The organism is Baekduia sp. (genome assembly GCF_035318805.1).
Classification (GTDB): domain Bacteria; phylum Actinomycetota; class Thermoleophilia; order Solirubrobacterales; family Solirubrobacteraceae; genus Baekduia.
Genome location: NZ_DATHDY010000010.1, coordinates 176368 through 199427, shown reverse-complemented (window position 1 = coordinate 199427; position 23060 = coordinate 176368). Strand labels below are relative to the sequence as shown.

The following is a 23060-nucleotide window of genomic DNA, read 5'->3' as shown; positions in this document are numbered from 1 at the left end:
AGGAGAGCACGAGATGGCAACCGTAGAGGTCCCTGGCGAGCAGAAGGTCGTCGTCAAGGAGATGTCGTGGGATCCGGTGACCCGCATCGTCGGGTCGCTCGGCATCCACACCGAGATCGACTTCACCAACCAGCAGGTCCTGAAGTGCTACTCGACGTCGATGCTGTTCCGCGGCTTCGACATCTTCATGAAGGGCATCGACCCGCGCGACGCCCACTTCATCACGAGCCGGATCTGCGGCATCTGCGGTGACAACCACTGCACCTGCTCGTGCCTGAACCAGAACATGGCCTACTCGGTCAAGCCGCCCAAGCTCGGCGACTTCGCGTTCAACCTCGCCGAGTCGGCGGACTTCATGTTCGACCATGCGATCTACAACGACTGCATGGCCAACGTGGACTACAGCGAGCAGATGGTCAAGGAGACCAACCCGGCGGTGCTCGCCAGGGCCGAGACCACGCCCGCGCCGCACTCCAGCGTCCACGGCTACCAGACGATCGCCGACATCATGCGGGCGCTCAACGCGTTCACCGGTGACTTCTACCTGGAGACCCTGCAGGTCTCGCGCTACACGCGCGAGATGTACTGCCTGTTCGGCGGGCGCCACACGCATCCGTCGACGATCCTGCCGGGCGGCTGCAGCGCGGACATCACCCAGCAGACGTGCACGGAGTACTACGTGCGGTTGATGCGCTACATGGACTACTGCAAGCGGTCCATCCCGATGCACGACGACCTCTACGACTTCTTCTACGAGGCGCTGCCGGGGTACGAGCGGGTCGGCTACCGCGACACCGACATCATCTGCTGGGGCTGCTTCGACGACCCCGACTACGTCGACTACAACTACAAGACCATGACCGAGTGGGGCCGGCACCGCTACGTCACGCCGGGCCTGGTCTTCAAGGGCGAGCTCATCACCACCGACCTCGTCGAGATCAACCTCGCCATCCGCATCCTCCTCGGCTCGTCGTACTTCGACGACTGGACCAGCGAGGAGACGTTCGTCAGCCGCGACCCGCTCGGCAACCCGGTGGACAAGCGCCACCCGTGGAACAAGGTGACGCTGCCCAAGCCGCAGGCGCGCGACTTCGCCGACAAGTACTCGTGGGTCGCCTCGCCGCGCATGTACGACGCGCGCAACGACACGTTCGTGGCGAGCGACACCGGCGGCGGCCCGTTCGCCCGCCAGTGGGTGACGGCGAAGGCGGCCCTGGTGGACATCGGCTACCTGAAGGCCACGGGCGAGTCCATCAAGATGGTGCTGCCCAAGACGGGCTTCATGCCGGAGATGGAGCTCGAGTGGAAGATCCCACCGTGGTCCAACGCCATCGAGCGGCAGCGGGCGCGCAGCTACCACCAGGCCTACTCGGCGCTCGTGGCGCTGCACAACCTCGAGCGGGCGCAGGGCGAGATCCGCGCAGGGCGGACGAAGAGCTGGAACGACTTCACCGTCCCGGACAGCACGATCTCGGTCGGCTTCCACGAGGCGGCCCGCGGCGTGCTGTCGCACCACATGGTCATCCGGGAGGGCAAGATCGCCAACTACCAGCCCTACCCGCCGACGCCGTGGAACGGCAGCCCGCGCGACACCTACGGGACGCCGGGGCCCTACGAGGACGCGGTGCAGAACACGCCGATCTTCGAGGAGAACGGGCCCGACACGTTCAAGGGCGTCGACATCATGCGGGCGGTGCACAGCTTCGACCCGTGCCTGCCGTGCGGCGTGCACATGTACGGCAAGGGCAAGGTGCGCAAGGTGGTGCACACGCCGACGGGGATGTGCTGAGGTGGCCGGCGTCGCCCCAGCGTCGGCCGAGGAGGCCCTGGTCGCTCGGGTGGAGGAGCTGACCGCGCGCGTCGAGGAGCTGGCCGACCCCGACGCCCGCGAGCTGGCCGACGATCTGGCGGCGGCGGTCGTCCAGCTCTACGGCGAGGGGCTCGAGCGGATCTTCGCCGCGCTCGCGCCCGAGGTGCGCGCGCACCTCGCGGAGGACGGGGTCGTGGCCAGCCTCATGCTGATCCACGGCCTGTATCCGATCGATGTGGAGACGCGCGTGCGCGAGGCGCTGGACAGCGTGCGGCCGTACCTGGAGTCCCACGGCGGAGACGTCGAGCTGCTCGGCATCGCCGACGGCGTCGCGCGGCTGCGGCTGGAGGGATCCTGCAGCGGGTGCGCGGCGTCGCAGAGCACCTTGGAGCTGGCGATCGAGCGCGCCCTGCAGGAGACCGCGCCCGATCTGCTGGGCATCGACGTCGAGGGCGTGGTGGCGGCGGCGCCACGCCGGGCCGAGCCGGCCGGCGACGTGGAGTGGGTCGAGCTGGAGGGCGTCGCGGGACTCGAGCGCGGCCGGATGGTGGGGGCGGGCGGCGGCCTGCTGGTGACCGGGAATGCGGCCCGCCCACCCGGCGGCCTGATGATCGCCAACGTCGCCGGCACGCTGCTGGCCTACCACGACGCCTGCGCCGGATGCGGAGCACCGCTGACCGGCGGCGCCCTGCTGGGCGGGATGCTGACGTGCGCCGGATGCTCGCTGCGGTTCGACCTGCCGCGGGCCGGGCGCTGCCTGGACGACGCCACCCTGCAGCTGCGCCCCGTCCCGCTGCTGCGCAACGGCGGCCCGGTGCGGGTCGCGCGGCCGCGATGAGCGGCACGACGTCCCCGGCGGGGCTGCGGCGCATGGCCGCCTGGGCGGCGACCAGGCCGGAGGGCTGGACGGCCGCCGACCGGCCGGCCCCGCGTGCCGCCGCGTCGACGGCGCACTGCGAGCTGTGCCCGATCGGCATCGGCGAGAACCATCGCCACCTGCTGCACCTCGTGCAGCGGCGGATCGTCTGCGTGTGCGAGACGTGCTGGTCGATGCGCTCGGGCGATCCGGAGTTCCGCCCGCCCGGGGGACGGACGCTGTGGCTGGAGGACTTCGCGATGTCGCACGAGGTCTGGTCGGCGTTCCAGATCCCGATCGGCCTGGCCTTCCTGCTGCGCAGCACGGTGACCGGGACGGTCGTCGCGCTCTACCCGAGTCCGGCGGGGGCGACCGAGTCCGAGCTCGAGCTCGATGCCTGGGACGCGCTCTGCGCGGCCAACCCCGTCCTCGAGCGCCTCGAGCCCGACATCGAGGCGCTCATCGTCGACCGGACCGCGACCGAGCACCGCTACGCGATCGCCCCGATCGACCAGTGCTACCGGCTGGTCGGCCTGATCAAGTCGCAGTGGCAGGGCATCACCGGCGGCCACGGCGTCGATGCCGCGATCGCCGGGTTCTTCGACGACCTCCGCGCACGGGAGCCCGCGCCGTGACCGCCGAGGCCCTTCCCGCGACCGAGCCCGCGTTCTCGGTGCTCGGCGTCGAGCCGGTCGCCGCCGCGGCCACGCCGACGCTGCGCTTCCACCTGCACGTCGACGACCCGCTGGGCCGCGAGGTCCACACGATCGCGCTGTCGACCCAGATCCAGATCGATCCCTCCCGGCGCGCGTACGACCTCGCGACGCGCGAGCGCCTCGTCGAGCTGTTCGGCACGCCCGAGCGCTGGGCCTCGACGACGCAGGTCTTCCGCTGGGCGCACGTCGACACGCTCGTCAAGGGCTTCACGGGCGCGACGTCGTTCCCGGTCGACGTGCCGTGCACCTACGACCTCGAGGTCGCCGCGAGCAAGTACTTCTACTCGGTGCCCGGCGGAGAGGTCCCGCTGACGTTCTTGTTCAACGGGATGGTCCTGTACTCCGGCGAGCACGACCGCCTGCAGGTGGCGCAGGTGCCGTGGAGCTGCACGGCGAAGTGGCGGATGCCGGTCGACGCGTGGAAGCGCGTCATGGCGGCGTACTACCCGGGCGGCGGCTGGGTGCGCCTGGAGACCGAGACGCTGGACGCGCTCGCGCGGCGCAAGGCGCAGCGCGGCGACCACAGCTTCGACGCCACCGTCCGGGGGCTGCTGGCATGAGCCACCTCGACGAGCTCGTCGACACCCTGCTCTGGGAGGGCCATCAGCTCTACCCGTACACGCCGAGCGCGACCAAGAACGCGACCCCGACGCCGTTCGGGATCGTCTACCCGGCCGCGCACGCCGACGGCAGCCCGCACCGGTTCGCGCGCCTGAAGCTGCAGTGCATCGCGACGGGGACCGACGAGCTCCGGGCGACCGTGCACTTCCTCGAGTCCGGCCAGGCGCGCCGGGTCGACGTGGTGCCGGGCGCCGACGTGGAGTTCATCTTCGGCGCGGTCCACGGCCACGTGACGATGGGCACCGAGGACTTCGGCGGGCTGATGCGCGTCACGGTGGCGGTGCGCAACACCACCGAGGTCGCCGAGGACCTCGACCGCACGGCGGCGCTGGGCTTCGCGCTGCTGTCGACGCACGTGGTGGTGCGCTGCGGCCCCGGCGGTCGCTTCCTGTCGCCGATCGATCCGCCGGAGGACGCGGCCACCGCGGTCATGACCTGCGCCAACGTCAACACCTACCCGGTGCTCGCGACGCCGCAGGACGACGCGATCCTCGGCGCGGCGATCATCCTTCCCGACCACCCCGAGATCGCCCCGGAGAGCCGCGGCTCGCTCTTCGACTCCACCGAGATCGAAGAGGCGCTGCTGCTCCACGTCCTGGCGCTGAGCGACGGCGAGCGCGAGGAGCTGGCGACGGCCGACCCCGCGGTGCGGACGATGATCGAGCGGGCCGTGAGCGCGACGCCCGCCGACATCATCGCCCTGCACGGGCGGGTCAAGGTCCGCGACCGGGCGCCGGCGGCGCCCGCGCCCGCGGCGTCGGCGTCGGAGGCCGACGCCGAGATCCGCGGCGAGGAGACGATCACCGTCGACGGCCGGTCGTTTCGCCGCGGCGGCCACGTCGTCCTGCGCCCGGAGGCCAACCGCAACGCCCAGGACCACCTGCTCGAGGGCCGCAGCGCGACGATCGAGCGGATCTACGTCGACTACGACGACGCGGTCCACCTCTGCGTGACGGTCGACGACGACCCCGGCCAGGACATCATGCGCGACATCGGCCGGTACTTGTACTTCAAGCCCGACGAGGTGGAGGACATGACATGACGCCGCAGCTCGAGAAGCAGATCCTGATCGCCGGCGTCGGCAACGCCTGGCTCCAGGACGACGCGTTCGGCGCGGAATGCGCCCGCCGCCTGGAGGCCCGCGGGCTGCCGTCGGGCGTGACGGTGATGGACTTCGGGACCGGCGGCCTCGACCTCGCCTACGAGATCATGCGCGGCTACGACGCGCTCGTCCTGCTCGACGCCAGCCGTCAGGGCAACGAGCCCGGCACGTTGTACGTGTTGGAGCCGCTCATGGAGGACTTGAGCGGACCGATCGAGGACGGCGACGTCATCAACCCGCACGGCATGGACCCGCAGACCGTGCTGCGCTTCGTCGGCGCGATCGGCGGCTTCTCGGGCCGGGTCGTCGTCATCGGGTGCGAGCCGGGCGAGGTCGACGACGTCGGCCTCGGGCTGACCCCGGCGGTCGAGGGCGCCGTCGAGCGGGCGCTGCAGCTCGTGGGCGAGACGATCGACGAACTGCGCACCGACGCGGCCTATCAGCGCTGATGCACGAGTTCTCGATCGCCGCCGCCGTCGTCGACACCGCCGTGCGCCACGCGCGTGGCCGGCGGGTGACGGTGGTGAGCGTGCGGTTCGGGCGGTTGCGCCAGGTGGTCCCCGACTCGCTGGAGTTCGCGTTCGGGATCGTGACGCGCGAGACGGTGTGCGAGGGCGCGCGGCTCGCGTGGGAGGTCGTGCCGGCGCGGCTGCGCTGCGACGGGTGCGGCGACGAGTGGGAGATCGAGCTCCCCGCGTTCCGCTGCCCCGGCTGCGGCGGCTCCGCGGTCGCGGTGCTCAGCGGCGACGAGCTGGAAGTCGAGTCGATCGAGGTCGAGGAGGGCGCAGCATGCACCGCGTGAAGGTCCGCGTCGTCGAGGACGCGCTGGACGCCAACAACACGATCGCCCGCGCCAACCGGGCCGACTTCGACCGCGCCGGCGTGGCGGTCGTCAACCTCATGAGCGCCCCGGGCGCCGGCAAGACCACGCTGCTGGAGCGGGTGCTGCGGGTGGGTGGGGGCGTGATGGAAGGCGTACGGGTCGGCGTGCTGGAGGGCGACGTGCAGGGCAGCCTGGACGCCGATCGCCTCGCGCACCTGCACGTGCCCGTCGTCCAGCTCAACACCGACAGCGGCTTCGGCGGCGAGTGCCACCTCGACGCCAACATGGTGCGGTCGGCGCTGCCGGCGCTGCCGCTGGACGATCTCGACCTGCTGATCGTCGAGAACGTCGGCAACCTCGTCTGTCCCGCCGAGTTCCACGTGGGGGAGGACGCGCGCATCATGGTGGCCTCGGTCGCCGAGGGCGACGACAAGCCGCTCAAGTACCCCTTGATGTTCCGGACGTGCGAGCTGGTGGTGATCAACAAGATCGACCTCCTGCCGTACGTCGACTTCGACCTGGAGCGCTTCCTGTACCACTTGGACGCCGTCCATCCGGGCGTCGCGCACCTGGAGGTCAGCGCGCGCACGGGCGAGGGCGTCGACGCGCTGCGGGCGTGGCTGGGACGGGTGCCGGAACGCGTGGGGGCGCCCGCGTGAACCCCGCCGCCGGAGCGCAGGTCGATCGGATCGGCACGCTGCTGGCGGCGCGCACGAGGGCGAACGCGCGCTTCTTCGAGGCCGAGGCGCAACGCCTCGCGCAGCTCTGCCATCGGATGGCGGAGCGCTTCGCGCGCGGCGGCCGGCTGATCGCGTTCGGCGCGTCGGCGGCCGATCGCTCCGACGTGCGCCACGTCGCCGTGGAGTTCGTCCACCCGGTGATCGTCGGCAAGCGGGCGCTGCCGGCGCTGGGGCTGGCACCGGAGGAGGTCGGGCTGCTGGCCGGTGGCGACGACATCGCGATCGCGTTCGGGGCCGGTCGGCGCGTGGAGGAGGCGGTGGCGGCGGCCCGGGCGCGCGGGTGCCTGACGCTGGCCTTCGCGCCGGTCGGCGCCGAGTGCGAGCTCTGGCCTCCGGACGGCGACCCGTTCGTCGCGCAGGAGCTGTGCGAGACCGCCTACCACGTGCTGTGGGAGCTCGTCCACGTGTTCTTCGAGCACCGCGGGCTGCTGGAGGGGCGCGACGCCGGGCCGGTGCACGACGCGGGCGCATCGAGCTTCCTGTACCCGTTCCTGGCCGAGGGCGAGACGGATCTCGCGGCCGTGCTGGCCGACGTCGGCGCGTCGATCCTGCTCAAGGCGCGCGAGGTCGGGGAGCTGCGGGCCCAGACGCTGGGCGAGGGCCGCGCGGCGTTGCGCGACACGGCGGCGGCGCTCCGGGCGCGCCTGGACGCGGGCGGGACGGTGCTGGCGCTGGGCAACGGTGGCTCGGCGACCGACGCGATGGACGCGGTCGCCGACCTGCGCGAGCCGCCGGCGGAGCGCCGGTGGCCGGCGCGCCGGGCGCTCGACCTCACCGAGGACTCGTCGATCATCACCGCGATCGCCAACGACATCGGCACCGAGGCGATCTTCGCGCGGCAGGTGATCGCCTACGGCGGCCCCGGCGACGCGCTGCTGGCGCTCTCGACGAGCGGCAACTCCATCAACATCGTCGCCGCGCTGGCCGAGGGCCGGCGCCGCGGCCTGGCCACGGTCGCGTTCGTCGGCTACGACGGCGGCCGCATCGCCGCCGAGCACCTCGCCGACCACATCGTCGTCACGCGCTCCGAGCACATCCCGCGGATCCAGGAGGCGCAGGCCAGCGCCTGGCACGTGCTGCGCGAGCTGATCGAGGAGTCCGGCGCGTGACGCTCCACGCGGCCCATGCCCGCGCGCCGTCGACCCGCGCCGCGCGCCGCGTGGCGGTGCGGGTCCACGGCGTCGTGCAGGGCGTCGGGTTCCGGCCCTACGTGTTCCTCCTGGCCGACGAGCACGGGCTCGCGGGGTTGGTCGGCAACGACGTTCACGGCGTGTTCGTCGAGGTCGAGGGCGCGCCCGAGGCGGTGCAGCGGTTCCTGGAGGACCTGCCGTCGCGGGCGCCGCCGCTGGCGCGCGTGGAGTCCGTGAGCGTCCGCGACGTTCCGGTGGCCGGTGCCCGCGACTTCGCGATCGTCCCCAGCGATCCGGCCGGCGCGCCGGACGCGCTGGTCTCGGTCGACGGCGCGACCTGCGACGCCTGCCTGGCCGAGCTCCGGGACCCCGCCGACCGCCGGTACCGCTATCCGTTCATCACCTGCACCCACTGCGGGCCGCGGTTCACGATCGTGCGCGACGTCCCCTACGACCGGCCGCTGACGACGATGGCGGGCTTCGCGATGTGCGCCGCGTGCCAGGCCGAGTACGACGACCCGCGCGACCGCCGCTTCCACGCGCAGCCCAACGCCTGCCCCGACTGCGGGCCGCACGCGCGCCTCGTCGGCGCCGCCGTGCCGCCCGGCGCCATCGACGCGGTGGCCGCCGCCGCGGCGCTGCTGCGCGCGGGCGCGATCGTCGCGGTCAAGGGCATCGGCGGCTACCACCTGGCCTGCCGCGCCGACGACGAATCGGCTGTCGCGGCGCTCCGCGCGCGCAAGCACCGCGAGGACAAGCCGTTCGCGCTGATGGTCGGCGACCTCGACGCCGCGAGGGCGCTGGTCGACCTCGGCGCCCAGGAGGAGCGCCTGCTGACCGGCCACGTCCGGCCGATCGTGCTCGCGCCGCGCCGCCCGGGCGCGCGCGTGGCCGCCGCCGTCGCGCCGCGCTCGCGCGAGCTGGGCGTGATGCTCCCGTACGCGCCGCTGCACCACCTCCTGCTGGCCGACGCCGGCTGCGCGCTGGTCCTCACCAGCGGCAACGTCTCCGACGAGCCGATCGCCTACCGCGATGCCGACGCGGGCGCGCGGCTGGGGCCGATCGCCGACGCGTTCCTCGTCCACGACCGGCCGATCCACGTGCGCACCGACGACTCGGTCGTCCGCGTCGCGGCGGGGCGGCCGCGGGTGCTGCGGCGGTCCCGCGGGCTCGTGCCGGAGAGCCTGCCGCTCCCCGACGTCGATCGCCCGCTGCTGGCCTGCGGCGCCGAGCTGAAGAGCACGTTCTGCGTCGCCCGCGACGGGCGCGCCTGGGTCGGCCACCACCTCGGCGACCTGCAGGATGCGTCCGTACTCGACTCGTTCGTCGAGGGCGTCGCGCACTTCGAGCGCCTCTTCGCGGTGCGCCCAGAGCTCGTCGTGCACGACCTCCATCCCGACTACCGCTCGACCGTCTACGCGCTGGAGCGCGAGGGCGTCGCGACGCTCGCCGTGCAGCACCACCACGCCCACCTGGCAGCGTGCCTGGCCGAGCACGGCGTCGACGGGCCGGCGGTCGGCGCGATCTACGACGGCAGCGGCATGGGGACCGACGAGACGGTCTGGGGCGGCGAGCTGCTGGTCGGCGACGCGCGCGGCTTCGCACGCGCCGGACACCTGCTCGGCGTCGCGCTCCCCGGGGGCGACCGGGCGGTGGCCGAGCCGTGGCGGATGGCGTGCGCGTGGCTCGTCGCGGCCGGGGCCCAGGAGCGCGACGACGACGCCCCGCCCGCGATCCCTGCTGCGCTGGCCGGCGACGTCGACCCGCGCCGCTGGGCGGCCGTGGCGCGGATGGCCCGCACCGGCTTCGCCGCGCCGGCCACGACGAGCATGGGCCGGCTGTTCGACGCGGTGGCGGCGCTGTGCGGCGTGCGCGAGACGGTCCGCTACGAGGGGCAGGCGGCCGTCGAGCTCGAGGCGCTCGCCGATCGGGCCGAGCACCCGCCCTACCCGTTGCCGTTCGACGAGGACCTGATCCTGGACGGGCGGCCGGCGATCCGCGCCGTCGCCGCCGACGTGGCCGCCGGCGTGCCGGCCGGCGCCGTGGCGGCACGCTTCCACCACGGCGTGGCAGAGGCGACGGCGGGCGCGTGCGCCGTCGCGGCGCAGCGTGCGGGCACCGATCGCGTCGTGCTGTCGGGCGGCGTGTTCCAGAACCGCCTGCTGCTCGAGGCGACCCATGCGCGCCTGTCCCGGCGCGGGCTGCGGGTGTTGATCCCCGAGCGCCTGCCGTGCAACGACGGTGGGATCTCGTATGGTCAGGCCGCGATCGCCGCGGCGGCGGCCGGCGACCACCGGAGGGAGCGAGCATGAGGATGCAGCGGATCCGCGCGGCGCTGACGCCCCAGGAGTGGCGGCGTGCGGCGGCGCTCGCGACCGTGGTGGTGGGCCTGCACGTCGTCGGCTTCTTCATCCTGCTGGTCCTCGTCGTGCCCCACGGCTACTCGCTGGGCGGGGAGGGCGCGTTCGGCCTGGGCGTCGGGATCACCGCCTACACCTTGGGCCTGCGCCACGCGTTCGACGCCGACCACATCGGCGCCATCGACAACACCACGCGCAAGCTCATGAGCGAGGGCCAGCGGCCGCTGAGCGTCGGGTTCTTCTTCTCGCTCGGGCACTCGACGATCGTGTTCGTCCTCGGCCTGCTCGTCGTGCTGGGCATCCGCGGGCTGAGCGGGGCGGTGCAGGACGACGGCTCGACGCTGCATCAGGCGACCGGCGTCGTGGGGCCCGCCGTGTCCGGGTCGTTTCTGTTCCTCATCGGTGTGCTGAACCTCGTGATCCTCGTCAGCATCGTCGGGATCTTCCGCCGCATGCGGCGCGGCGACTTCGACGAGCAGGAGCTCGAGGACCAGCTCGCGGCCCGCGGGTTCATGAACCGCTTCTACGGCCGCGCGACCCGTGCGGTGCGCAAGCCGTGGCACATGTACCCGCTCGGCGTGCTGTTCGGGCTCGGCTTCGACACGGCCACCGAGGTCGCGCTCCTGGTCCTGGCGGGCGGCGCCGCGGCGAGCGGCCTGCCGTTCTACGCGATCATCTGCCTGCCGATCCTCTTCGCGGCCGGCATGTCGCTGCTGGACACCATCGACGGCGCGTTCATGAACTTCGCCTACGGCTGGGCGTTCTCGAACCCGCTGCGCAAGATCTACTACAACATCACGATCACGGGGCTGTCGGTCGCGGTGGCGCTCATGATCGGCTCGATCGAGCTCCTGTCGGTCTTCGCCGAGAAGCTCAGCCTGACCGGCGGTCTGTGGGACGCGGTCGCCAACCTCGACCTCAACGTCGTCGGCTACCTCATCGTCGGCCTGTTCGTGGCGACCTGGGCGGTCGCGGTCGCCGTGTGGCGCTTCGGCCGCATCGAGGAGCGCTGGGCGCTGAGCGTCAGGAAGACCTAGGGGTACACTGGCCCAGAGGGCCAGGTTCCCTTGCGGGTCTTCGCCCAGGGGGCGAAACCCGCGGCGGTTCGCGACCCACGCTCCTAGTGGGTGCCGCGGCGGCGCCGCGCGACGGCGTCGACGATCGTGCGGTGCAGCAGTTGGACGTCGGGCTTCTCGACGAACGCGTCGGCGCCGAGCATCGTCATCGCGCCGCCGCGGCGGCTCACCGAGTCGCCCGAGAACACCACCACGGCGGTCGAGGGGCTCGTCGCCTGGATGTGCAGCAGGAGGTCGAGGCCGCGGCTGTCAGGGAGCCCCAGATCCAGCACGACCGCATCGGGCGCCTGCTCGTCGATGAGGGCGCGGAACTCCTCGCCGGTCTCCGCCACGCCGACCACGCGGACCTCGTCCTGCCGTTCGAGGTAGGCGACCAGCAGCTGCCGCATCGGCAGGCTGTCCTCCACCAGGATCACGCTCACGGGATCGCTCAAGACGCCTTGCACGGTAGTCCGTGGCATGTGTCGCCGCACGGACGCTGTCCGCTACGGCGGCTGGATCGCGACCGCCGCCCGGAGGTCCGTCGTGCGCCCGCCGACCGAATGCCCGCCGGGGTCGAGCACCGAGTGCTCCAGAGCGGTCGCGCGGTACAGGCGGTGGGGCGCCGGCGCGACGACGTCCTCGCGCGTCCACGCCTGGGCGCCGCGCGCCACCGAACCACGGGAGAAGACCTCGATGCCGTCGTCGAGCGCCGCGCCGGTCAGCTCCTCGGCGACCGCCTCGACGTAGACGGCCTGGCCGGTGCCGAGCGGTGCCCGTGAGTCGAAGATCACGAGGCTGATCTCCGGCCGCACCGCGAGGTTGCGCGAGTGGCGCGCGTCCTGGGACGAGACCCAGAACAGCTCGGCGTACGCAGCGGCCACGAAGAAGACGGGGGAGACCCAGGGGCGCCCGTCGCTGTCGGCCGTGCCGAGCGTCATGTAGGCGTTGGCATCGACGATGTCCTGCGCGAGCGTGCGCAGCTCGGGCCGGTCGGCGGGCCAGGCGGCGGCGCCGTCGGTCGCGGGAGCGCCCGGCCTCCGCGACACCGCGACCAGGACGGCGGTCTCCGGGCCGAGGTTGTACAGCGTGCGCAGCGCGAGCCCGACGAAGCACATGACCGCGCCGCGCTCGAACCGGCGGCGGCCTCCGCGGACGCACTCGACCTCGAGCTCGCCCGACTCGAGCACGACGATCGCGTCGTGCCACTCCGCCTCGACGTACGCTCGGGAGGCACCGGCGGGGATCGTGACGGTGCGCGACTGAAACGCGGCAGGAACGCCCCTTCCGAGGAAGGAGAGGGGCTCGCGGTCCGTGCCGTCGCGGGTCATCACCTGGTTAGACGGGCGCCGTACCGGAAACTCATCGGTCGGCGGTGCCGCGCGATCCCTTACACGCCTTCTACGTCTTGCCGACGTACGCGGCGTCCAGCAGCGTGCTGCCGCACGCCGGGCACTCGATCTCCTCAGCCGCCGGATCGGAGCCGTCGGGGGTCGTCTGCATCCACTCGTGGTCGCACGCCCCGCACGTCATCGACCACAGCACCGTCTCCTCGCTCATCCCCACAGGTTGACGCGTACGCGCGCGAGGCGGCTAGCCGAGGCTCGCGCCCTTCGTGCGGTTGCAGGTGCCGCACAGGACCTGGAGGTTGTCGGCCGTCGCGGCTCCGCCCAGCGCGACCGGGATGACGTGGTCGAACTGCAGCTCGAACGTGGCCGCGCACTGGACGCAGGCGCCGCCGTCGCGCTCCCAGACGGCGAGCCGGACGTCGCGCGGGATGCCCTCGCGGCGCGGCGCGGCCGGCGCCTGGCCGAGCGCGACCGTCGCGCGGGCGCGCTCCAGCCGGCGCTGCGTCCGCACGTGGCGCTCGTAGACCAGGGCGAAGACGTCGGGCGCGGCGAGGCCGGCGTCCTCCCAGAAGAAGCGGTCCATGCACCACCAGTAGGTCCGCTCGCCGGGCGCGTGGAGGACCTCGACGGCGGCGTCGCGCTGGGCCAGCTCCAGCTCGGCGTGCTCGGCCGGCCGCAGCCCGCGGGCGGCGACGAGCCTGCCGCACGTGAACACATGGCGCCGCCGGAACCAGTGGCCGCTCACCGCCCAGGCGGCGTTCTTGGCCTCCCTCAGCATGGACGGGACGCTAGGCGGCGGCCCCGACGGCGTGCAAGCGCCGTTGCCACCGGCGCAGCCGAGGCGTACCGTTGACGGAGCCATGCGGTTCGTCTCCGCACGCCTCCGCGAACTGCGCCTGCCCGCCGACGAGCGGCGGATCGAGCGGCAGGTGCGCGCGTTCCGGCGCGAGCTGCGCCGCGAGGCCGACAACGCGCCCGAGCGTGTCGCCGCCGCGCGCGAGGCCGAGATCTGGCGGGACATCGGGTCGGGCTACGGGTTCGGGCGGCGCCGCTGAGCGTCCGGTACCGGACGGCGCAGGCGCTGCAGCCCTCAAGCGCGCCGCTGACGTGCCGAGAGCCAGCCCATGGCTCTCGACTCCGCGCGCCGGGCACGCCGTGCCGGAACCCTGCTGGCGGTGACCGCCGCGCTCGGCGTCGCGCCGGCCGCTCCCGCGTTCGCCGGTACGTTCCTCAACAGCTCGACCGCGGTCGACCAGCAGGGGGCGATCTCCGGCCTCGTCCAGGGCTACCAGGACGCGCAGAACCCCGTGGTGCTCGAGCTGATCCGCGGCGGCGTGGCCATCGCCTCGGGATCGGGCGTGAGCGGGACCGAGGTGCGCGTCGTCCCGCAGGCCGGCGACGAGCTGCGGCTCACCGACACGGTGACCAGCGACACCTACAACACCATCATCTCCGGCCGGCCGACGTTCGACGCGGCGGTCTGCGGCGCGACGGCGCTGGTCTCCGGAACCCGGGATCCCGACGCGGTCATGGACGCCGGCGCGACGATCTTCTACGGCACGTACGACGCGCGCAACGAGACCGTGCCCGCCACGATCACGAGCGCGTCGGGCGACACGTTCGCCGGCACGTTTCCGCACTCCCTCGGCGCCGCATGGCGCGTGCTCGCCAGCCAGACGCGAGCCATCAACCCCAACTTGACGGTCTACTCGAGCTTCTCGCGCAAGGTGGGCGCGTGCCCGCCCGACGCGCCCGCGGCTCCGGCGGGCGTCGCGCCGGCGGAGGCGGTGCCGCCGAGCCCGAGCGCCCCTCCGGCCACGCCGGGCGACCCGGCGCCGGTCGCGCCCGACCGCCGGCCGCCCGCCGCGAAGCTGGCGGCGCCCAAGGCGCTGTTCACGCCCGCCGCCGCCTTCCGCGCGCTCAGCGCCGGGGCGCTCACGACGTCGGTCGTGGTCGACGAGCCGGGCACCGTCGAGCAGACGTTGTACCTCGACGACGGCGCCACGCTGCCCACCGCCACGAAGGCCGCCAAGTCCAAGAAGAAGGCCAACAAGCCGACGGTCCTGGGCAAGGGCCGCGCGCTCGCCACGAAGCCGGGCGCGGTGAAGGTCAGGGTCAAGCTCAGCCAGGCCGGCAAGAGCCGCATCAGCAAGGCCAAGACCATCAAGCTCGCGCTCGTGACCAGGGTGCGCGACACCGCCGGCAACCTCCGCACGCTGCCGGTCAAGCGGTTCTCCGCCAAGCGCACGGCCGTCGAGGGGCACAAGTAGCCCGCGGGCACTGACCGACGATCGCGCATCGATCCTCTAGGGTGCCGACCTCGCGTGTCGCACCTTCTTCGTCCTCCGCATCCCGGCCTGCTGGCGCTCGTCGCCGCAGTGGTGCTGGTGGCAGCGTGCGGGGGCGGGGACGCGACGGGAACCGCGACGTCGACGAGTGTTCGCGATGGCGCCGAGGCGCCGGCGCGTCTGGCGATCTGCGGCCCGCTGGCGGTCACCGCGACCGGGAAGGTCGGGACGCCGGAGGCGACCGAGATCTCCGGCCTCGTGCGCAGTCCCGACCAGCTGGGCGTGCTGTGGGCGAACAACGACTCGGGCGATCGCGCGCGCGTCTTCGCGCTGCGCACCGACGGGTCGCTCATCGCGTCGCTCGAGGTCGCGAGCGCCGAGGCCGTCGACTGGGAGGACATCGCCGCCGGACCCGGCGGCAGCCTGTTGCTGGCCGACATCGGCGACAACCGGGCGGCCCGCGAGAGCGTCGACGTCTACCGCGTTGCGGAGCCCAAGTTGTCGTCGAACCCCACGTCGACCGCCCCGGCCACGCGGCTGCGCCTGCGCTACCCGGACGGCGCGCACGACGCCGAGACCCTGCTCGCCGACCCGCGCACGGGCGAGCTGGTGATCGTCACCAAGCAGCTCGACGGCCGCTCGGGCGTGTACGCGGCGCGCGTGCCGGAGAGCGGGACGCCTTCCTCCGAGCAGACGCTGCGGCGGACCGGCTCGCTGCGCCTCGGACTGGGCGGCCTGGCCACGGCCGGAGACGTCAGCGGCGACGGGCGCACGGTCGCGATCCGAACGTATGGCGCGCTGTATGCCTGGGCGCGAATCCCGGGCGCGTCGCTGGCGGCGACCCTGAAGCGCACGCCGTGCACGGGCCGTGCAGGCCTCTCGCGCGAGGGCCAGGGCGAGTCGCTGGCGCTCAGCCGCGACGGCCGTTCGTACTTCACCATCCCCGAAGGCGCCGGCGCGACGGTCCGGCGCTACTCCGTCAGGAAGCAGTAGCTCGATGGATCTCTCCGGCACCGACGCAGTGCTCTTCGACCTCGACGGCGTCCTCGTCGACTCCCGGACCGCGTTCACGCGCTCCATGAACGCGGCGCTCGCCGAGCACGGACTGCCCGAGCGGCCGGATGGAGAGCTGCACCCGTTCCTCGGGCCGCCGCTGCACCGGACCTTCGCGACGCTGGCGGCCGAGGCGGGGGCGGGGGAGGACGTGGTCGAGGGGCTGGTGCTGTCCTACCGCGCGCGGTACCGGGCGACTGCGGTGGCCGAGAGCGCGGTGTTCCCGGGCATGGCCGAGGCGCTCGAGCAGCTCGCGGTGGTCATGCCGCTGGTGGTGGCGACGTCCAAGTCCCAGGCCCTGGCCGAGCCGCTGCTGGAGCAGCTCGGGCTGCGGCGGTACTTCCAGGCGATCCACGGGCCGTCGCTGCAGGCCCGCGACGAGGCGAAGTCGCTGACGATCGCCCGGGCGCTGGAGGGCCTGCCGCACGCGCGGCGGGCCGTGATGGTCGGCGACCGCAAGTTCGACGTGCTCGGCGCGCGGGCACACGACCTGCCGTGCGTCGGGGTGCTGTGGGGCATCGGCAGCGAGCGCGAGCTGCGCGAGGCGGGCGCGCTCGTGCTGGTCGAGGAGCCGAGCGACCTGCCCGAGCTGTTCGGGGCGTAGGCGTAGGCGTAGGCGGAGCGGCGGCGGCGCGAGGGCGCCGCCGCCGTGCCGTGGAGTAGTGCTAGGACTTGCGGCTGGGCGAGGAGGCGGGCTTCGCGCGGGAGGACGACGCCGTGGTGGCGCGAGAGCTGCTGGCGGACGCCGGCCCGGCACGCGAAGCGCCCGGCTTGGGGCGGGACGCAGCGGGCTTGGCGCGGGAGCTCGAGGCGCGGGACGAGGACGCCGAGCCGTTGGGGCTCGCACGCCGCGCGGCCGGTCGGGCAGCGCCGTTCGTCGAAGGCTTGCGCTCGCGCGCGGGGACCGCTTCGCGCGCGACCTGCTTGGCCAGCTGCGGGATCAGCTTCTGCAGGAAGTTCGCCATGCGCTCCTCCTGCCGGCGGAACTCCTTGGCGAGCTTCGACGTGTCGCGGTCGTTGAGCGCTGCCGCCAGCTCCTCGATCGCGAGGTAGTTGCCTATCTCCTCGAACTCCTGGGAGAGCTCGGTCTTGGCGTTCTTCAGCTGCTTCTCCGCCTCGCCGCTGCCGCGGATCAGGTGCAGCTGACCCTGTGCAAGCGCGACGCCCTTCTTGGCCGCGGCGACCGCCTTGCCGGCCGCCTCGGCGGCGACGTCGGGGCCGGGGATGTCCAGCTTCTCGGCCTTGCCGCCGAGCTGCTTGATGCGTCGCTCCAGGCCCTTGGCCTGCTGCTGGGTCTCCTTCAGGTGCTCACGCAGGCGCTTCTTGTAGGCGTCGCGCGTGGTCATGGAGATGTGCGCCTTGAGCGCCGTCTCGAGCTCCTTCTCCTTGCCGTAGGCCTCGTTGAGGTACTGGATCAGCTTGGCTTCTCTGGTGCTCGGCTCAGCGGCCATGGTGGTGAAGGCTCCTCCTCGGGGACGATTGCGTACGCCGAGGCAGTTCCCGGACTCCGGAACGTCTACACTGCTTCCCGCCACGTGGTGGGCGTAGCTCAGTTGGTAGAGCTCCTGGTTGTGGTCCAGGCGGTCGCGGGTTCGAGTCCCGTCGCTCACCCTCGAGAGGCCCCGGTTGACGGGGCTTTTCGCGTTTTCGGGGCGGGTTCGCAGACGCCCGAGGCATCACCGAGGCATCACTTGGTGCCGGATACGAGGTCGCGCTCCGCCCTGTCTTGCGTGAAACCGGGTGGAGGATGAGGGCCGTGGCGAAGCGTCCACAGGGCACCGGCTCGCTCTTCATCCGGACCGACAAGGCCGGGCGGGAGTCGTGGTACGCCCAGTGGCGGGTCGAGCGGCAGTTCGTGAAGCGTCGTCTCGGGCTCAAACGGGCGTCGTCGTGTCCCGAGGGGCTGACCAAGAGCGAGGCCGAGCGCGAGCTGCGCCGGCTGATCGAGTCGATGACCGTCGTGCCCACGGTGATGGACATCGCGCAGGCCGGCGAGCGCTGGCTGGCGCACCTGGAGGCGATCGGGCGGCGCAGGTCGACGCTGATGGACTACGAGTCGGCCGTGCGCATCCATCTGGTGCCGTTCTTCGGTCCGCGGCCGATCGGCAAGATCGTCGCCGCCGACGTCGAGCGGTTCATGGTGGTCAAGCGTCGGGAGGGGCGGTCAGCCAAGAGCGTGCGCAACTGGCTCGGCGTGCTGCACAGCCTGCTCAGCTACGCCGAGAAGCGCGACTGGATCCCCTCGAACCCGTGTCGCAAGGTCGACTTCCCGCGCATCGAGGAGACGGACGCCGGCACCAGCAACTCCTAGGGACCCGACCGCGCTCGGGCTCCGCCGGCGCTGCCGCCGTCAATGCCCCGGACCACGCTGGCCGCACGGCGCCGCGGGCGCTGGACGCCGAGTCCGCCGGCATGACGGCGTGGATGCACGCACGCCGTCCCGCCCGCTCGTCAGCCGGCGGGCCTTACCGCGCTCCGGACGGCCTCCCGCGCCCGGGGTCGAGCCCGGGCCACGGCAGGACCCTGGTCGGCGCCCGGCTGACGGGCGGTGGAAAGCCCGGCAACGGGCTGCCGTCGGCGGCCAACTTTGCGATGCGCGCGCCCAGCCGTGGGCTGACGACGTAGAAGCTGACGCGCTCGTAGGACGAGGACCGGTGGCCCGAGACGATGTCGGCGAGCCACGGCGTGTACTTCGGGCTGAACTCGATCTCCACCGCTATCCGGCGACCGTTGATCTCCAGGACGAGATCCGGCCAGCGCTGGCGGTCCTCGCGACTGCGGCCGAGCACCTCGACGCTGTAGCGCTCGTCATCGGGCGTCTGGCTCCGCTCGCGCCCGCGGCACTCGCGTTCGGTCAGCATGGAACCCCCGGCCATGCGCGGATCAAGCTCGTCGCGAGCGCGACGATCGCATCCTCCTGCGCTCGCGCCTGGGTGACCTGCGGCGCGCGCCGCCGGCGCTGCCCGATCGCCTGCCCGCCCCGTCCCGTGATCCAGAACGTCTTGGCCTGACTCACGTGTCCGCGCCACGACCCCACCAGCCCAACCCGCTCGAGCCTCCGCAACGTCGCCCGCGACCGCTGCACCGAGATCCCGAATCGCTCGGCGACCGCCTCCGCCGTCACGAACCGAAGCCGCGAGATCCACACCAACAACCGCACATCACCAGCAGCGCCTTCCGTATCCCACCGCTGCCGACCCACCACCTCCGGAACAACCCACCCGATCCCCGAACGCCCCACAGCATGCGCTCCGCCATCCAGCCCACCACCAGGCCGGCTGCCGCTCGCCCCACCACCAGCCTCTTGGCCGGAGGGCGCCCCCAACCCTTGTCCCACCAGGCCAAGCGGCAGCCGGCCCCGCACCATCAGACGAATGGCCTGTCGAACGTCTCTCGGTCACGCCCACTAGGGCGCGCGTCAGGCTCAGCCCCGGGCGTAAGCTGCGATATGTCAGCTGCTGATGATGGCTACGCCGCGCGAGCCCATAGACAGTGAGGCTCGGTGACGGTTGAGTTCACCCAAGCGCGATGCTCGTCGCGCTCGGTCGTGACCGCGAGGATCCCATTCGTGTGGGTGACGACCACGGTGCCGGCGCAGCTGTGACGCGAGCCGATATCGGAACCGCAATGGCGGTTGAGTTGGGTGCAGACCAGGCGGGCGCGGTGCGCTATGGCGTAATTGCCCAGGGTTTGCAGCGTAGACAAATCAGGGTGACCGTGGGCGTTCGTTGCTCCGACCGAAACGATGATGATCTTCGGGGAGACACGTTCGAGCAGCGCGTCTAGTCGCTTCGGATTCGGGCCGAAGGCTCCGCCATGGTGCGGGCACACGAATACGTCCGCGTCGAGTTGATCGTTTGAGCGCAGAAGCGCGGCCCATCTAGTTGGCGGTGCGTCGGCTCCGAGAAGCGCGCTGAACGAACCTAGCTCCGCACGTATGATCGTCGACGCATGGTTAGGGTTTGTGCCGGCGACCGCGTCGAGCTCAGCCTGTTCGTCTGGGCCGAGGACGGTGATGCGGAGTGCCCCATGGTGCAGCACGGGCGCCAACTGTTGCGAATGCGAACGTCTCGGGATGGACCAGGAGCTGTTGCCCGTTGCTGTCTCACGTTTGATCTCGCGCAAGAACGCCACGACCTTCGGGTGCGCCTGGCCGGCACCGATACCGAGACTCACCAGGACGTGGTCGGCGGGCACATGGCGCAAGACGTCTAGAACTCCGCCGTAGTGATCGTCATGGAGATGCGAAACGATGAGCGTTCGGAGGCGTGTGAGCTGGCGACTCTCGAGAAACGCGAGCGGTACGGCTGCCTTACCCGCAGGGCAGTCTAAGAGGATCGCGTCTGCTGTAGCCGGATCGTGGAGAACGATCGCATCGCCTTGCCCTACATCCAGGACGGCCAGCTCGGGCCCGCTCATCCGTTGGAAGCTTCGGCCAGGAGATCGTCGAGCGTCATCCAGCTGTACTCCTGGAAGTGATACGTCGCTCGTTCCAGTCCGGAGCTAGCACCGCGCACAACAAATGTCGCGCCCGCGCGGGCGAGCCAGCCGGGCAGGCCACGCGGCAGCGGCATCCAAGAACCCTCTTCTTGCGTATGGCCAGGAACGTGCAGCTTTACGCTGCCGCCATCGACGGCGACGATGGAGCCGGGCGCGATATCGGCGGCTGTCGGGCTTGCGAGAACGCTGTCCGGTGCGGCTTGGTATCGAACTACGCCTTCTGGGGCTCTTGTTCCAGCGAAAGCTTCAGCGATCCCAGCGCGAATGGACGACGACGCCGCGTAGGCCTCTAACACGACCTGTTCGAGCGTCCTCACGACTTCGGTGAGATCAGCACCAGCCCGCTGGCCGTCTACGGCGTCTCGTGTTGCGTCCGCGATGGGTTCCCATCGGTCGCGTGGTGGGACGGGGAGTTGCGCGAGCGTGCTCGCGTGGATCATTCGCGTCGCGGTTCGGTCAGCTACCCAGAGTGACGCAAGAGCGGACGAAAGAATCCCGAGCAGGGCGAGGCGCGCCGTCGCGCTGTTCTCGTTGGGAACAATCGAGTACATGCTGTTGCGGGGGATCACGCTCAGGTCGTCCAGGAATGCCTGCAGACGCCACGGCGAGTCGACCGTGCTCATCGCGGATACGAGCACCTTCGGATGTAGGTAGTCATCCGGTCGAGATGCCGCGCCGCGCTTGGAGAAGTCCTCTGGATATCGGCACGGCCTAAGCACGTCGTCGGTCACGCGTCCGAACGGACCAACATCGCTGTATTTGGCTAGGAAGCGAAGATCGCCGCCGTGCGATCCCACATCGGCGACGCTGTTCGTAGGCGCGCCGTCGCGAATGTGCGCAACTGATCCGAGTGGCACAGTCCCCTGCAACTGTTCGCCGATGCGAGCGTGGGCGGTGAACTCACGGTCCCCCTCGCTTCGCTGAACGATCGACCATTGGCTGAACCTTCCATCGCTCTGAAGGGCCTTTCGGTCGGACGACCAGACGTTGCGAAAGACGTATGTCGCACCCCTCACCTCGTTGACCCGAGCGAAGATCACGCAGGGGGCCATCTTGCCGGTACGGAATGTGTACATAGGCAGGCGCCAGACTTCGAACACATCGGCTCGTCCTCGCAACCACTCGCGACTCGCCCGGTCGGTGTCCGACGTCAGCCAGCCCACAGGAAGGACGCAACCGACGAAGCCTCCAGGCTCGACACGGTTCACGAGGGCCCTGAGGAACGCATCGGCGAGCTGACGCCGCTTACCGTCAGCCCGTTCCCAACTCCACGGCGGGTTGCTCACCACGAACGTCGGCTGGCTCGTTCCATCGTCGACTGGGTCCAAGGCATCGCGCTGCTCGACCCTGAAGCCATTGCCGTACGGCAACGCTTGCAGGAACAAGGCGAGACGCGTCAGTTCAACGGCGAACGGGTCACGGTCGGATCCGAAGAGCCGCTCACGTGCGTACTCTTGGCCGCTTCGCATGCTCGTGGAGGCCGGGAGGGCCGTCACGAGCCGATCGCTCGCGGCGAGTAGCAGGCTGCCTGAGCCACACGAAGGATCAGCGAACCGACGATTCTCTGGGGTGATCTCCTCGACCGGCAAGTGGTCAACGATGAGCCGTCCAATCTCCGGCGGCGTGTAGTACGCACCGAGCGCCAATCGGCTGGTGGGTACAAGCACGGCTCGCTCGTAGACGTCGCCGAGAAGGCTCGGGTCCAACGCCTTGAAGTTCAGTCCCTCACCGAGGCGTTCGGCCACGCGGATTACGTCGTCGGGCGAGGCAACGGCGCGGTGCGTCAGGCGTTCCTCGACGATCGACAGAGCGCTCGAGAGGCTCCGGTCGGGGACTAGTTTGTCGCGGATAGCGAGCGCTGCGAGCGCTTGGACGACCAACCGGGCGGCCGTCTCGAGCTCAGTCGTCTCCGCGACATCGGGATTCGGGAGAAGTTCGGCCACTGCAGTGCGGACGCGCTTGTCGAGGATCGCCGCGGCTCGCTCGCGTTGTGTTGTCAGCGCCCCGAGGTCAAAGTCGAAGAGCGGGAGCTGGATCTCATCGCGCTTTGCTGCTGCCAGTGCTTCGGGCGCGAGGAAACGTATAACCGCGGGATCCTGGTCAGGGCGGCCAGCGGGGGAGGGAAGGCGTGCGGGCCGGCCGTCGCGGGCACTCATGCCCCACAATTCCCACTGTGTCTCGTGATGCAGAACGCAGATGGGAGCAGCCAACGCCTCGGAGACCTCGAAATGACGCGTGCGTCCGCGGTCGCCCGACGACGTTCCCGCAACGATCGCGGCGGTGGCCATGTCGTAGCGCTCGCGGTCGGTAAAGCAAACGATGTCGCCGTGAAGTTGTCCCTGCCAGACGGGATAGTCTTCTTGGCGCAGATCTGCGTGGTAGCCGAGGCTCTCGCACATCTCTCGCAGTTCGGTGCGGTCAGATCGTTGCTCGGCTGAGGCCATCCGACCCATCTTTGCGCGTGGACAGGACGCACACGGTGGCGGGACGCCCGTGACCTTGGTGTTCCGCGGCATATTCAGCAGACAAGCGCCAGAGGTCTCGTTCCATGACGTCACCGGGCGAGCGAAATCCGGGGTCCGGACTGCCCATGTGAGCCCGGCGGCTGCCGCGGGCGCGTAGCTGTCGCTGCTAGCGTCCGGAGGTAGCCCGGCAAG

Annotated in this window: 24 protein-coding genes and 1 tRNA gene; 17 read left to right on the top strand and 8 right to left on the bottom strand. The window is 71.4% G+C overall.

Features of this window, described 5'->3' with window-relative positions; genetic code table 11:
* Nucleotides 1-13 precede the first annotated feature (13 nt).
* From VK501_RS01940 to VK501_RS01890, 11 genes are read left to right on the top strand one after another with little or no spacing between them, the layout of a single operon-like run.
* On the top strand, nucleotides 14-1789 hold the full coding sequence (locus tag VK501_RS01940) for a nickel-dependent hydrogenase large subunit (RefSeq protein WP_324334079.1): 1776 nt from the start codon (nucleotides 14-16) through the stop codon (nucleotides 1787-1789).
* 1 nt (nucleotide 1790) lies between these two features.
* Complete coding sequence (locus tag VK501_RS01935; protein WP_324334077.1) at nucleotides 1791-2648, top strand: NifU family protein; 858 nt, start codon at nucleotides 1791-1793, stop codon at nucleotides 2646-2648.
* The gene (locus tag VK501_RS01930; RefSeq protein WP_324334075.1) at nucleotides 2645-3301 is read left to right on the top strand and encodes a DUF5947 family protein; all 657 of its coding nucleotides are present in this window, start codon (nucleotides 2645-2647) and stop codon (nucleotides 3299-3301) included. The genes VK501_RS01935 and VK501_RS01930 overlap by 4 nt, the downstream gene beginning before the upstream one ends.
* On the top strand, nucleotides 3298-3942 hold the full coding sequence (locus tag VK501_RS01925) for a DUF6084 family protein (protein ID WP_324334073.1): 645 nt from the start codon (nucleotides 3298-3300) through the stop codon (nucleotides 3940-3942). The genes VK501_RS01930 and VK501_RS01925 overlap by 4 nt, the downstream gene beginning before the upstream one ends.
* The gene (locus tag VK501_RS01920) at nucleotides 3939-5045 is read left to right on the top strand and encodes a hypothetical protein (RefSeq protein WP_324334071.1); all 1107 of its coding nucleotides are present in this window, start codon (nucleotides 3939-3941) and stop codon (nucleotides 5043-5045) included. Before VK501_RS01925 ends, VK501_RS01920 begins: the two co-directional genes overlap by 4 nt.
* Entirely contained in the window at nucleotides 5042-5554 is a 513-nt protein-coding gene (locus tag VK501_RS01915) for a hydrogenase maturation protease (RefSeq protein ID WP_324334069.1), read from the top strand. The genes VK501_RS01920 and VK501_RS01915 overlap by 4 nt, the downstream gene beginning before the upstream one ends.
* Nucleotides 5554-5907 (top strand): hydrogenase maturation nickel metallochaperone HypA, encoded by a 354-nt coding sequence (hypA, locus tag VK501_RS01910; protein ID WP_324334067.1) that lies wholly within the window; start codon nucleotides 5554-5556, stop codon nucleotides 5905-5907. Before VK501_RS01915 ends, hypA begins: the two co-directional genes overlap by 1 nt.
* On the top strand, nucleotides 5895-6587 hold the full coding sequence (gene hypB / locus VK501_RS01905; protein WP_324334065.1) for a hydrogenase nickel incorporation protein HypB: 693 nt from the start codon (nucleotides 5895-5897) through the stop codon (nucleotides 6585-6587). Before hypA ends, hypB begins: the two co-directional genes overlap by 13 nt.
* The gene (locus VK501_RS01900; protein ID WP_324334063.1) at nucleotides 6584-7777 is read left to right on the top strand and encodes an SIS domain-containing protein; all 1194 of its coding nucleotides are present in this window, start codon (nucleotides 6584-6586) and stop codon (nucleotides 7775-7777) included. The genes hypB and VK501_RS01900 overlap by 4 nt, the downstream gene beginning before the upstream one ends.
* Nucleotides 7774-10110, top strand: coding sequence for a carbamoyltransferase HypF (gene hypF / locus VK501_RS01895; protein WP_324334061.1), 2337 nt, complete (start codon nucleotides 7774-7776; stop codon nucleotides 10108-10110). Before VK501_RS01900 ends, hypF begins: the two co-directional genes overlap by 4 nt.
* Nucleotides 10107-11195, top strand: coding sequence for a HoxN/HupN/NixA family nickel/cobalt transporter (locus tag VK501_RS01890; protein ID WP_324334059.1), 1089 nt, complete (start codon nucleotides 10107-10109; stop codon nucleotides 11193-11195). Before hypF ends, VK501_RS01890 begins: the two co-directional genes overlap by 4 nt.
* An 83-nt stretch (nucleotides 11196-11278) precedes the next feature.
* Here the strand turns inward: VK501_RS01890 and VK501_RS01885 are convergent, their stop codons facing one another.
* The 4 genes from VK501_RS01885 to VK501_RS01870 all read right to left on the bottom strand — a co-directional run bounded on the left by VK501_RS01885 (nucleotide 11279) and on the right by VK501_RS01870 (nucleotide 13340).
* Complete coding sequence (locus VK501_RS01885; protein ID WP_324334057.1) at nucleotides 11279-11668, bottom strand: response regulator; 390 nt, start codon at nucleotides 11666-11668, stop codon at nucleotides 11279-11281.
* A gap of 51 nt (nucleotides 11669-11719) precedes the next feature.
* Nucleotides 11720-12544 (bottom strand): pyridoxamine 5'-phosphate oxidase family protein, encoded by an 825-nt coding sequence (locus VK501_RS01880; RefSeq protein ID WP_324334055.1) that lies wholly within the window; start codon nucleotides 12542-12544, stop codon nucleotides 11720-11722.
* 70 nt (nucleotides 12545-12614) lie between these two features.
* On the bottom strand, nucleotides 12615-12773 hold the full coding sequence (locus VK501_RS01875) for a hypothetical protein (RefSeq protein WP_324334053.1): 159 nt from the start codon (nucleotides 12771-12773) through the stop codon (nucleotides 12615-12617).
* A gap of 33 nt (nucleotides 12774-12806) precedes the next feature.
* A complete protein-coding gene (locus VK501_RS01870; protein WP_324334051.1) occupies nucleotides 12807-13340 on the bottom strand; it encodes an HNH endonuclease signature motif containing protein in 534 nt (177 codons plus the stop codon).
* A gap of 82 nt (nucleotides 13341-13422) precedes the next feature.
* On the opposite strand from VK501_RS01870, the gene VK501_RS01865 reads away from it, so the two are divergent.
* The 4 genes from VK501_RS01865 to VK501_RS01850 all read left to right on the top strand — a co-directional run bounded on the left by VK501_RS01865 (nucleotide 13423) and on the right by VK501_RS01850 (nucleotide 16507).
* Nucleotides 13423-13617, top strand: a complete 195-nt coding sequence (locus VK501_RS01865) for a hypothetical protein (protein WP_324334049.1) — start codon at nucleotides 13423-13425, stop codon at nucleotides 13615-13617.
* Between the two features lie 69 nt (nucleotides 13618-13686).
* Nucleotides 13687-14832, top strand: a complete 1146-nt coding sequence (locus VK501_RS01860; RefSeq protein ID WP_324334047.1) for a hypothetical protein — start codon at nucleotides 13687-13689, stop codon at nucleotides 14830-14832.
* Between the two features lie 54 nt (nucleotides 14833-14886).
* Entirely contained in the window at nucleotides 14887-15843 is a 957-nt protein-coding gene (locus VK501_RS01855) for a hypothetical protein (RefSeq protein ID WP_324334045.1), read from the top strand.
* Between the two features lie 4 nt (nucleotides 15844-15847).
* Nucleotides 15848-16507 (top strand): HAD hydrolase-like protein, encoded by a 660-nt coding sequence (locus tag VK501_RS01850; RefSeq protein WP_324334043.1) that lies wholly within the window; start codon nucleotides 15848-15850, stop codon nucleotides 16505-16507.
* A 61-nt stretch (nucleotides 16508-16568) separates the two neighbouring features.
* Here VK501_RS01850 and VK501_RS01845 read toward each other — a convergent pair whose 3' ends face one another.
* On the bottom strand, nucleotides 16569-17354 hold the full coding sequence (locus VK501_RS01845; RefSeq protein ID WP_324334041.1) for a DUF892 family protein: 786 nt from the start codon (nucleotides 17352-17354) through the stop codon (nucleotides 16569-16571).
* Nucleotides 17355-17441: 87 nt separating this feature from the next.
* Here VK501_RS01845 and VK501_RS01840 point away from each other — a divergent pair.
* Both VK501_RS01840 and VK501_RS01835 read left to right on the top strand, forming a co-directional pair.
* A tRNA-His gene (locus VK501_RS01840) sits at nucleotides 17442-17514 on the top strand.
* 145 nt (nucleotides 17515-17659) lie between these two features.
* Nucleotides 17660-18214, top strand: coding sequence for a hypothetical protein (locus tag VK501_RS01835; protein WP_324334039.1), 555 nt, complete (start codon nucleotides 17660-17662; stop codon nucleotides 18212-18214).
* Nucleotides 18215-18368: 154 nt separating this feature from the next.
* On the opposite strand, the gene VK501_RS01830 is transcribed toward VK501_RS01835, so the two are convergent.
* The 3 genes from VK501_RS01830 to VK501_RS01820 all read right to left on the bottom strand — a co-directional run bounded on the left by VK501_RS01830 (nucleotide 18369) and on the right by VK501_RS01820 (nucleotide 22847).
* Nucleotides 18369-18779 carry a hypothetical protein gene (locus tag VK501_RS01830; protein WP_324334037.1) on the bottom strand — a complete coding sequence of 137 codons (411 nt, stop codon included), beginning with the start codon at nucleotides 18777-18779 and terminating at the stop codon, nucleotides 18369-18371.
* 592 nt (nucleotides 18780-19371) lie between these two features.
* Nucleotides 19372-20322 (bottom strand): ComEC/Rec2 family competence protein, encoded by a 951-nt coding sequence (locus VK501_RS01825; protein WP_324334035.1) that lies wholly within the window; start codon nucleotides 20320-20322, stop codon nucleotides 19372-19374.
* The gene (locus VK501_RS01820) at nucleotides 20319-22847 is read right to left on the bottom strand and encodes an N-6 DNA methylase (protein ID WP_324334033.1); all 2529 of its coding nucleotides are present in this window, start codon (nucleotides 22845-22847) and stop codon (nucleotides 20319-20321) included. Before VK501_RS01820 ends, VK501_RS01825 begins: the two co-directional genes overlap by 4 nt.
* Nucleotides 22848-23060: the final 213 nt, after the last annotated feature.

Bases quoted from the DNA above. Each gene is read 5' to 3' on its own strand.
- VK501_RS01940 (WP_324334079.1), top strand. From the start codon at position 14: ATGGCAACCGTAGAGGTCCCTGGCGAGCAGAAGGTCGTCGTCAAGGAG.
- VK501_RS01930 (WP_324334075.1), top strand. From the start codon at position 2,645: ATGAGCGGCACGACGTCCCCGGCGGGGCTGCGGCGCATGGCCGCCTGG.
- VK501_RS01920 (WP_324334071.1), top strand. From the start codon at position 3,939: ATGAGCCACCTCGACGAGCTCGTCGACACCCTGCTCTGGGAGGGCCAT.
- VK501_RS01915 (WP_324334069.1), top strand. From the start codon at position 5,042: ATGACGCCGCAGCTCGAGAAGCAGATCCTGATCGCCGGCGTCGGCAAC.
- hypA (WP_324334067.1), top strand. From the start codon at position 5,554: ATGCACGAGTTCTCGATCGCCGCCGCCGTCGTCGACACCGCCGTGCGC.
- hypB (WP_324334065.1), top strand. From the start codon at position 5,895: ATGCACCGCGTGAAGGTCCGCGTCGTCGAGGACGCGCTGGACGCCAAC.
- VK501_RS01890 (WP_324334059.1), top strand. From the start codon at position 10,107: ATGAGGATGCAGCGGATCCGCGCGGCGCTGACGCCCCAGGAGTGGCGG.
- VK501_RS01880 (WP_324334055.1), bottom strand. From the start codon at position 12,544: ATGACCCGCGACGGCACGGACCGCGAGCCCCTCTCCTTCCTCGGAAGG.
- VK501_RS01875 (WP_324334053.1), bottom strand. From the start codon at position 12,773: ATGAGCGAGGAGACGGTGCTGTGGTCGATGACGTGCGGGGCGTGCGAC.
- VK501_RS01870 (WP_324334051.1), bottom strand. From the start codon at position 13,340: ATGCTGAGGGAGGCCAAGAACGCCGCCTGGGCGGTGAGCGGCCACTGG.
- VK501_RS01865 (WP_324334049.1), top strand. From the start codon at position 13,423: ATGCGGTTCGTCTCCGCACGCCTCCGCGAACTGCGCCTGCCCGCCGAC.
- VK501_RS01860 (WP_324334047.1), top strand. From the start codon at position 13,687: ATGGCTCTCGACTCCGCGCGCCGGGCACGCCGTGCCGGAACCCTGCTG.
- VK501_RS01850 (WP_324334043.1), top strand. From the start codon at position 15,848: ATGGATCTCTCCGGCACCGACGCAGTGCTCTTCGACCTCGACGGCGTC.
- VK501_RS01845 (WP_324334041.1), bottom strand. From the start codon at position 17,354: ATGGCCGCTGAGCCGAGCACCAGAGAAGCCAAGCTGATCCAGTACCTC.
- VK501_RS01830 (WP_324334037.1), bottom strand. From the start codon at position 18,779: ATGGCCGGGGGTTCCATGCTGACCGAACGCGAGTGCCGCGGGCGCGAG.
- VK501_RS01825 (WP_324334035.1), bottom strand. From the start codon at position 20,322: ATGAGCGGGCCCGAGCTGGCCGTCCTGGATGTAGGGCAAGGCGATGCG.
- VK501_RS01820 (WP_324334033.1), bottom strand. From the start codon at position 22,847: ATGGCCTCAGCCGAGCAACGATCTGACCGCACCGAACTGCGAGAGATG.